4 protein-coding genes and 2 pseudogenes are annotated in these 8,332 nt (G+C 66.1%); 5 read left to right on the top strand and 1 reads right to left on the bottom strand.

The annotated features are described in order from the left end of the window. The first annotated feature begins 1,687 nt into the window (after window positions 1-1,687). The 5 genes and pseudogenes from ASF22_RS18825 to ASF22_RS24175 form a co-directional block, all read left to right on the top strand. On the top strand, window positions 1,688-4,222 hold the full coding sequence (locus ASF22_RS18825) for a tetratricopeptide repeat protein (RefSeq protein WP_056267153.1): 2,535 nt from the start codon (window positions 1,688-1,690) through the stop codon (window positions 4,220-4,222). A 22-nt stretch (window positions 4,223-4,244) separates the two neighbouring features. Then, window positions 4,245-4,832 carry a hypothetical protein gene (locus ASF22_RS18820; RefSeq protein ID WP_156647862.1) on the top strand — a complete coding sequence of 196 codons (588 nt, stop codon included), beginning with the start codon at window positions 4,245-4,247 and terminating at the stop codon, window positions 4,830-4,832. Between the two features lie 67 nt (window positions 4,833-4,899). Then, window positions 4,900-5,826, top strand: coding sequence for a hypothetical protein (locus tag ASF22_RS18815; RefSeq protein WP_056267145.1), 927 nt, complete (start codon window positions 4,900-4,902; stop codon window positions 5,824-5,826). Window positions 5,827-6,218: 392 nt separating this feature from the next. Next, window positions 6,219-6,929, top strand: a complete 711-nt coding sequence (locus tag ASF22_RS18810; RefSeq protein ID WP_156647861.1) for a SapC family protein — start codon at window positions 6,219-6,221, stop codon at window positions 6,927-6,929. Window positions 6,930-7,275: 346 nt separating this feature from the next. Next, window positions 7,276-7,600, top strand: a pseudogene (locus ASF22_RS24175) (IS110 family transposase); the annotation flags it as partial. 41 nt (window positions 7,601-7,641) lie between these two features. Here ASF22_RS24175 and ASF22_RS18800 read toward each other — a convergent pair. Next, window positions 7,642-8,178, bottom strand: a pseudogene (locus ASF22_RS18800) (transposase); the annotation flags it as partial. Window positions 8,179-8,332: the final 154 nt, after the last annotated feature.

Raw genomic sequence — 8,332 nt, 5'->3', positions numbered from 1 at the left:
CTCTCGGCCGCCACCGGCACCATCACCAACCTGTCGGCCACCAACGGCGCGATCGCCAACCTGCAGGCGAACAACGCCACCATCACCAATCTGTCGGCCGGGACCGGAACGTTCGGGGCCTTGAGCGCCACGAACGGGTCGATCGCTAACCTGACGGCTACCAATCTCTCGGCCGCCACCGGCACCATCACCAACCTGTCGGCCACCAACGGCGCGATCGCCAACCTGCAGGCGAACAACGCCACCATCACCAATCTGTCGGCNCAACCTGTCGGCCACCAACGGCGCGATCGCCAACCTGCAGGCGAACAACGCCACCATCACCAATCTGTCGGCCGGGACCGGAACGTTCGGGGCCTTGAGCGCCACGAACGGGTCGATCGCCAACCTGCAGGCGAACAACATCCAGGCAACGAACGGGACCATCACCAACCTGTCGGCCGCCAACGGCGCGATCGCCAACCTGCAGGCCACGAACGCGACCATCACCAACCTGGTCGGCACGACCGCGACCTTCGGGGCGGTCAATGCATCCACGGTGAATGCTACGACGGGCAATTTCGGCACTGTCAACGCGAGCAACGTGGCGGCGACCACCGTGTCCGCCACGACGGTGAACGCCACGAACGTCACCGCGCAGAGCGGCACCTTCGCGCAGTCGGTGACGGTTGCCGCCAGTCAGGGCGTCTCCATCGGCGGCGGGTCCATCACCGGCCTCGGCAGCGTGAACGGTCAGTCCGCTCTCGCCAGCGCGACCTCGGGCATCGCCATCGGCAACACGGCACGCGCCACCGCCGAAGACACCACGGCCATCGGCCGGGGCGCGCAGGCGAGCTTTGCGGGCGCGGTCGCGATCGGTGCGGGTGCCCGTGCGGTGGCCGACCCGACCACGGCGGTGGGCAACAACGCGCTTGCCTCCGCCAACGACGCCTCGGCCTTCGGCGCCAACGCCGGCGCCACGGGTGTCCGCTCGGTCGCCCTCGGCGTCGGAGCCCAGGCCTCGGGGGCCAACTCCGTCGCCCTGGGTGCCGGTTCGGTGGCCAACATGGCCAACACCGTGTCGGTCGGCGCCCCCGGCAACGAGCGCCGCATTACGAACGTGGCGCCCGCCGTCAGCGGCACGGACGCAGTCAACCTCGACCAGATGAACCAGTCCGTCGCGCTCCTGCGGTCCGACAACGCTTTCCAGATGCAGAAGCTGCGTCGCGACGCCTTCGGCGGTGTGGCGACGGCGATCGCCCTCGCCGCGCCGGCAATGCCGACGCGGGTCGGCGGGACCACCGTGGGCGTCAACTACGGAAACTTCGGCGGCGAAAGCGCCATCGGCGTCACGTTCAATCATCTCCTGGCGGTGGCGGGTGGAACGCCGATCACGGTCAATGGTGGTTTCGGATCGGACGGTCGGCGCCTCGGCGCGCGGGTCGGCGTCGGCGTCGAGTTCTGACGATCGGGCGAGGTTGGGGCCCGGGACGTCCGTCGGGATGTCTCGGGCCCCACTCGATCCGCGTCGCGTGTCTCTCTCGGAACGACCGCCGGGCCGAACTGCGAGAGGCGGGGCCTGCGACGACCAGGATCTGTTGCGCGGCCCTGCAAGCTTGGAATTGATCGCCGACCCTCTATCGTGACGTCCGCTTGGCGTGCAAGAGACCCGACCAGACAGATCAGGCGATCCGCCAGGCACGATGTGATGAGCAACCTCTTCGATACGCTGACCGCGGCCCAACAAGCCTTGGCGGACGGAAATATCTTTTACAACGCCGGGCAGTTCTCCCGCGCAAAGCAATACTTTGATCGGGCTCATCTTCTCGGTGCCTCGGCGAAGACGGCGTACAGTCTCGCCCTCGTCCACGGCAGTATGGGGCAGGTGCCGAAATCGACCGACTACTACGAGGCGGCGTTGCGTCTCGACCCGTTCTTCTTGGAGGCGCGTGTCAATTACGGCAGCGTCCTGAGGGATCGGGCCAATTTCGACGCCGCGCGCAAGCAGCATACCATCGCCCTCGGCCTCGCGCCCGCGCATCCCGTCGCGCAGCTCAATCTCGGCCTGACCTATGTCCGCCGTCGCAACTTTCCCATCGCCCGCCACCTGATCGAGGCGGCCCTGGCGCAGGCGCCGGATCTGAAGCTGGCGACGCAGGCGTTGGCCAAGCTGCCGCCTGCGGTCGTGCCTCACCCGGATTGGAGCCTCGCCGATCACGCCGCGCTCGGCGAGATCGGCGCGGGTCGCGACGATGCGGCGATCGCACGGCTGGCGCCGTTCCTCGCGCAACACCCCGGCAGCGCGTTGGGCTGGACGGATTACGGTGCCGCCCTGATCCGCCTGGGGCGTGCGGCCGAGGCGATCCCGGCCCTGGAACGTTCGCGGGACATCAAGCCGGATCAGGCCCCGGCCTACCACAATCTCGGCTCGGCCTGGATGACGGTCGGCGACGAGGCCAAGGCCTGCGAGAACTACTTCCTCGCGATCGCCTGCGATCCGACCCTCGTCGAGAGCTGGCTCAGCCTGTCGGACCTCTTCACGGTTCGCGGTGCCCATTTCGACGCATGGGAAATCCTGCTTCCCAGTGCGCGGACCAACCCGCCGAACGTCAAGCTCCTCATCGCCTTCGCCGAATGCTCACGCAAGATTCAGCGCCGGGACATGGCGCTCGAAGCGATGAAGAACGTCGGCAGCCTCCTGCCCGACAGTTTCGTCGTTCACAACAACAACGGCACGTTCCACCTCGAGAACGGGAGTCTGGCCGAAGCGACGGCTTCGTTCGAGAAGGCCGCGGCGATCGAGCCCGGTTCGGCGATGGTCGCTGGCAATCTCGGCGCGAGCTACGAGATCGCGCAGCGCTACGACGAAGCCCTCGCCCAGTACGAGCGGGCGAGCGCCCTCGATCCGGACAACCTCGCCTTCGTAACACGGCGGATGCACGTCGCTCAGCACCTCTGCGCCTGGGAGGGCATCGAGGCCTTGTTCGCCCGGGTCGCCGCCGCCTCGGCGCTGGATCTCGCCGAAGTGCAGCCCTTCGGGATCCTGTCCGTGCCCGGCGTCGATGGGGTGGTCCACCGCGATCTCGCGACGCTCCACGCGCGGCGGCATTTCCCGGATCACCGGGTCGAGCGGCGGCACGCGAAGTCCTCGGGCCGCTATCGCATCGGATATCTCTCGAGCGATTTCCACGATCATCCGACCACCTGGTTGATGATTGAGTTGCTCGAGCTTCACGACCGCTCGCGCTTCGAGATCTTCGCCTACAGCGCGGGTCCGAGCACGTCGGACCCGATCCGCGATCGCATCCGCAAGGCGTGCGACCGCTTCGTCGAGATCCGGGCCCTCTCGGACCAGCGCGCAGCGGATCTCATCGCGGGCGACGGCATCGATATCCTCGTGGACGTCAAAGGCTACACCCTCCACACCCGGTCCGGCATCCTCGGCTACCGCCCGGCCCCGATCCAGATCAACTATCTCGCCTATCCGGGAACCATGGGTTCGCCTTACGTCGACTACATCATCGGCGATCCGATCGTTACACCCCCTGCCTTGGACCACCACTATACGGAAACGGTCCTGCGCCTTCCGCATTGCTATCAGCCGAACGACCGGCGCCGCCCGCGCCCCGTCGCACCGACGCGGGCGAAGGCGGGCCTGCCCGCCCGGGGCTTCGTCTTCTGCAGCTTCAACAACGCCTACAAGGTGACGCCGGAGGTGTTCTCGTCCTGGTGCCGGATCCTCGCGGCCGTGCCGGACAGCGTGCTCTGGTTCCTCAGCGGCAACCCGCGCGTGATGGACAATCTCCGCGCGGAAGCCGCGCGTCGCGGCGTCGACCCGGACCGCCTCGTCTTCGCGCCGCGTCTGTCCTTTGCCGACCATATGGCGCGCTATCAGCTCGCCGATCTCGTCCTCGACACATTTCCCGTCGCCGCCCACACCACGGCCAGCGATGCCCTCTGGTGCGGAGTGCCCCTGGTGACCCTGATCGGCGAAATCTTCGCGAGCCGGGTCGCCGCGAGCGTTCTCACCGCGGCGGGCATGGGCGAACTCGTGACCGGATCGTTGCCGGAATACGAGGCCCTGGCCATTGCCCTCGCGTCCGATCCCGAGCGTCACGCCGACGTGAAGCACCGGCTCGAGGCGGCACGCATGGTCTGCCCGCTGTTCGATACGCCCCGCTACACGGCGGATCTGGAGAAACTGTACGTCGACTGCATCGCTGGGCGGGCGCGTCGTGCATGAGGCCGCGCGCGATCGCGCCGTCGTGACGGACCGACCGATGCACGGCGTGCCGACGCGGCTTCGCCTCGACCGGCGGCGCGCGAGCGCGTGTGGCCTTCGGGCCGGCCTCCTCGCCGCCATCGCCATCGCCATGGCCGGGGCGGCCCATGCCCAGCCGAAGCCCGCCCCGCCCGCCGTGCCGGGACCGACGGCACCCGACCTGCCGGCGGCCTCGAACCCGGCGCCGGGTGGCAAGCCCGCCCATGCCCTGGAAGGCACCTGGAAGGTTTTCTGGCTCGACCGTAACAAGTCGACGGAATTGCGGGTGGGACAGGTGTCCGTCACGCCCAACCTGACCAGTCTCGTCGGTTCGATGGCGACCCTGGAGGGCGAGGCATGTCCCCTCACGGGTTCGGTCCTCGACACCCTCAACGGCACCTATATCGATGGCCTCGACACGAAATCGCAGCAGATCTCGGCCTATGTGGTGATCCGCGCCCAATGCCCGAATCGTCAGATTTGGATCGAGGGATTCGGGTTGCCCAAGGGACGCGTCCTCATCTCGGGCCGTGCCACGAGTATCGAGGCGAATGGATCGCGCACCTACCTCGCCGTAGGCCTCGGCCGATGACCCGCCTCCTCGCTTCCAATCAGTCGGGCCGGACCGCCACGGCGTCCGCACCCTCAGGCGACCGTTCATGACAACCAGCGCTGCGACCAAGCCCGATCCGGACGCGATTTTCCGGCAGTGGATCTTCCAGCGGTTCGATGGGGCGGATTGGCGTGACGCCAAGGTCCGTCAGGCCGTCTATGCCCATATGTCCGACGCCATCGACCGTATGCCGGTCGAGACGTTCGGCGAAGGGGTAACGGACGCGTATCGCACCGCGCTGTCGCGCATCACCGAGCGACTGGAAGCGCATGTCGGCACGAGCGCGAGCCTCGAAGACCTCGGAAAATCCCTCGACGGTGGCCGGGAGATCGTTCCGGATGGGAGCGCTCGGCCGGTCGAGGCCGCTTTCGATCCGATCAGCATCGAGACCCCCGGCACGATGGTCGCCGAAATCGCCGCCATGTCGGCCCCTTCGGAATTCAAAGCCCAGGACTCCGTCGCGCCCCGGCAGGCCGCGGGTCCGGGGATCGAGCCGCCGCCGAATGCTCCCGCTGCCGCGCGCGCTGCGCCAGCGTCTCGGAGCAGCCATCGATCCATCCTGTCGATCGGCCTGGCGGTTCTTCTGGTGGGCTCCTTGATCGCCGTCGCGGTCCTGAGCTTGCGATCTGCGCAGACGACCTGCGGCCCGATGTCGACCCGTTGCTTCGATTCCGGTTGGCAGCCCGTCTCGAACAAGACGACGACCGCCTACTTCTTCCGGCACAAGCTCGGCATCGCGCCGCGAACCCTGTCGATCTGGTTCTCCCCCACGGCGACCGGGGAAACCGCGTTTCCTCTGCTGTGGAAGTTTCAGCGCAACGAGGCCGGAAATCCCGTCTCGATCGAGGCGCGGGCGGACCTGATCTTGCTGAACATCTGGAACGGCGTGCCGCTGTTCGGGTCCTATGACGCCAGCACGGATCGATGGACTACCTATACTGATGGGTACTACCGTGTCGTCGCGGAGCAGTAGATCTGCATGAACACCCCCTCCGCTCGCCCGTCCGATTCTTCTTGTCCCGGTCGACCTTCGACGAGGCCTTGCGTTCCCCGGGAACGGGCCCCCGCGCGGCGGCGCGTCCAACCGACAGTACGCGCGAGGACGCGAGCCGTCACGACGCTTCGCGTTTCACGGCGTTTCCTGGTCCGAGGACCGCGAAACGCACGGGCGTCGGACGCCCCCTCATCCGTGCGTCCGTCGCGGACCCGCTCGAGGCTTTCGCAGGCACCGGCGTCGGCACGGCGCACGCCCGGCCGGTCCAGCCCTTGACGTCCGGGTCCGTCTGCCGCCCCGGGCGGAATGGTCCTCACCCCCCAGCGAGCCGCAGGTCGTAAACGGCTGCTTTCGAAGATTTGGAGAACACCATGCAGAGCAAGGCCCTTTTCTATCAATCCATCGTCGCCCTCGATCGGTCGGTCCATGCCAGCAAGCGCGTGGTCTCATCCGAGCAGGATCTGCGCTTTGCCCAGGGCAGCCATCTGATCCCGGCCGTGATCGACGAATTCGCGATGGCCGCGCATCGCCTGCCGATCGTGTTCGCGGGAAGCGGGGAGCACTTGACCCCCGTCTTCCTGGTCGGCCGCAAGCCGGGGGAGAACACGATGGTCGATGCAGAGGGTACGTGGCTCGGCTCCTACGTTCCGGCGTACCTGCGTCGCTACCCCTTCATGATCGGCGAGGTCGAGGATCGGGGGCCGATCGTCTGCGTCGATGAAACCAGCACGCTCATCGGGACGGAGAAGGGCGAAGCGTTGTTCACCGAGGACGGCGAGACCGCCTATCTCGAGGACCGGATCGTCTTCCTGAACGAGTACCTCGACGCAGCCAAGCGCACGAAACAGTTCTGCGCCGCCTTGGCAGAGCACGACCTGCTGGTTTCGGCCGACATCAGCTTCAACAACGAGAATGGCAGCACATCCGCACTGCACGGGCTGCTCATCGTCGATGAGCAGCGCTTCGCAAGCTTGGACGACGGCGCATATCTGAAGCTGAAGTCCGAGAACATCATCGCGGTGATCTACGCTCATTTGTTCAGCCTCCGTGCTGTCGAGCAGATCCGCGAGCCGACCTCCTAGGACGCCGGCGTACAATTCCCGCAGTGACAGCGTCGCCGGCTCACTGCGGGCCCACTTCGGTATTCGGTCCCGAGATGACATCGTTCTCAGCGCGCGCGAGCCGGACAACCTGCCCCATATCGGCAGGGAGGGTCGCCTATGTCGCGGGACGTTGAGACCGGGTCGAGGGTTCGGTCCGTCCTGCGCGGAGGTTTCGCAGTGGACCTAGCTCAACTCCATAGCTCCTCGAACTTCACAGGGGGTGGATCGGCTTCGAAGTATGGTTCATCCGCACTTTTAGTGCTGACAGAGTCAGATCTGGCTCTTGAGCGTTGATAATCACCATGGACTCGACCTCGACAAGAACATGTTCGAAGTGCACGGCGTCGATGCTGGTGGGTATGTCGTGTTTAAGAAAAAACTTAGACGATCGGAGGTCCTCCAGTTCTTCGAGGCGCTGACGCCCTGCCTCGTCGGAATGGAGGCTTGCGCCACAGCGCATCACTGGGGGCCGTTCCCTGTCGGTATTCGGTCATCAGGTTCGGCTGATCCCGCCGGCCTACGTGAAGCCATACGTTCGGCGCCAGAAGAACGACGCTACCGACGCGCAGGCGATCTGTGAAGCTGTCTCGCGACCGACCATGCGGTTCGTCCCGATCAAGACAGCAGAACGTCAAAGCGTATTAGCACTACTTTGGCAGATCGTTCTCAAGGGGGCTGGTCGAGGTCAGCGTCACAGTGCGGGCATCGCCGCGGTGGTGGCCGGCTGAGCTGATCCAGGATGGCTTGGCGGATCGCCGGCATCGAGGGCTGGGGCGGTGGGCAGGCGATTCTTTTTTTTCCGACCCGCTGCTGCGAGACGCCGGGACTGGAGGAAGGCGTAGGCCATCATCGTCATCAGCGCGTGTCGATGTAGCCCGGTCCAGGCGCGGCCCTCGAAGTGGTCGAGGCCGAGTTCCTCCTTCATTTGCTGATGCGCCTGCTCGCAGATCCAGCGTGCCTTGATCATGGCGGCGAGCCGCTTGAGGGTTGCATCGGCCGGCAGGTTCGAGAGGTAGTATTTACGCTCGCCCGAGCCGCGCTCCTCGCGCACCAGCCAGACGGCTTCCCCGGGTAGGTGCTGATTGCCCATTGCGCCAATCCGCTGGGTCGGACCATCGGCCATCCGGACGCGCAGCGCACAGAAGCGGGCTCGCAGCCGCCCTTTGGTACCGTGTCGCCAGGTCACGGATCGGCCGGTCATGTCCGCCATGATCGTCTCGGCCGCGACCTGGCCTGCCCCCTGAAAAGTGGTCCTCCCTGATGTATGGCCTTGGGCCATTTGGAGGATGTTTTTATGGGACGGAAGAATCATACGGCTGAAGAGATCGTCGCTAAGCTGCGGCAGGTAGATGTCCTGGTCTCGCAGGGTCGCAAAGTTGCTG

The organism is Methylobacterium sp. Leaf87, assembly GCF_001422775.1.
In the GTDB taxonomy this organism is placed as follows: Bacteria; Pseudomonadota; Alphaproteobacteria; order Rhizobiales; family Beijerinckiaceae; genus Methylobacterium.
Note: the sequence above shows the minus strand (reverse complement) of the source record. Positions and strands in the feature narration are given on the sequence as shown.

Bases quoted from the DNA above. Each gene is read 5' to 3' on its own strand.
- ASF22_RS18825 (WP_056267153.1), top strand. From the start codon at position 1,688: ATGAGCAACCTCTTCGATACGCTGACCGCGGCCCAACAAGCCTTGGCG.
- ASF22_RS18815 (WP_056267145.1), top strand. From the start codon at position 4,900: ATGACAACCAGCGCTGCGACCAAGCCCGATCCGGACGCGATTTTCCGG.
- ASF22_RS18810 (WP_156647861.1), top strand. From the start codon at position 6,219: ATGCAGAGCAAGGCCCTTTTCTATCAATCCATCGTCGCCCTCGATCGG.